Here is a 1,064-nt window from a genome sequence, read left to right on the forward strand (position 1 = left end):
CGGGAGGGGAGTGAAATAGTTCCTGAAACTGTGTGCCTACAATCCGTCAGAGCACCTCTTGTGTGTGATGGCGTGCCTTTTGAAGAATGAGCCTGCGAGTCAGCGGCATGTCGCGAGGTTAACCCGTGGTAGGGGTAGTCGTAGCGAAAGCGAATGCTAATTGTGTGTTTTTTAGTGGCATGTCCTGGACCCGAAGCGGGGTGATCTACCCATGGCCAGTGTGAAGCAGCTGTAAGAGGTTGTGGAGGCGCGAACCCACGTAGGTTGAAAACTGCGGGGATGAGCTGTGGGTAGGGGTGAAAGGCCAATCAAACTCCGTGATAGCTGGTTCTCCCCGAAATGCATTTAGGTGCAGCGTCGCGTTAGTGTGCCGGAGGTAGAGCTACTGGTTGGTTGAGCGGGACTATCATCTTAGCAATGTCAGCCAAACTCCGAATGCCGGTTTACATGGTGCGCGGCAGTGAGACTGTGGGGGATAAGCTTCATAGTCGAGAGGGAAACAGCCCAGACCGCCGGTTAAGGCCCCTAAGGGTGTGCTAAGTGGAAAAGGATGTGTAATCGCGAAGACAGCCAGGAGGTTGGCTTAGAAGCAGCCACCCTTGAAAGAGTGCGTAATAGCTCACTGGTCGAGTGGTTGCGCGCCGACAATGTAGTGGGGCTCAAGTACACCGCCGAAACCGCGGCAACATGTTTTTGTTGGGTAGGGGAGCGTCGTGCATGGGGTGAAGCGTGATCGTAAGGGCGCGTGGACTGTGTGCGAGTGAGAATGCAGGCATGAGTAACGAATGATACGTGAGAATCGTATCCGCCGGATGACTAAGGGTTCCTGGGTCAAGTTCGTCTTCCCAGGGTGAGTCGGGTCCTAAGGCGAGGCCGACAGGCGTAGTCGATGGTTAACGGGTTGATATTCCCGTACCCGTATACATGCGACCCAGAGCGAGTCGGTGATACTAACCACCCAGAGCTCCTGCCATGGTCATCTTTGATGATCGGGTGGGTGTGATGCGTGGGGCCTGATCCGTAGTAGTTCAGTGATGGGGTGACACAGAGTGGTAGCCACGCCG

1 rRNA gene is annotated in these 1,064 nt (G+C 55.2%); it reads left to right on the top strand.

Annotation, left to right across the window (positions count from 1 at the left end):
* A 23S ribosomal RNA gene (locus F4V54_RS10885) occupies window positions 1–1,064 on the top strand; the annotation flags it as partial.

It is taken from the genome of Corynebacterium tuscaniense, from assembly GCF_008693065.1.
Classification (GTDB): Bacteria; Actinomycetota; Actinomycetes; order Mycobacteriales; family Mycobacteriaceae; genus Corynebacterium; species Corynebacterium tuscaniense.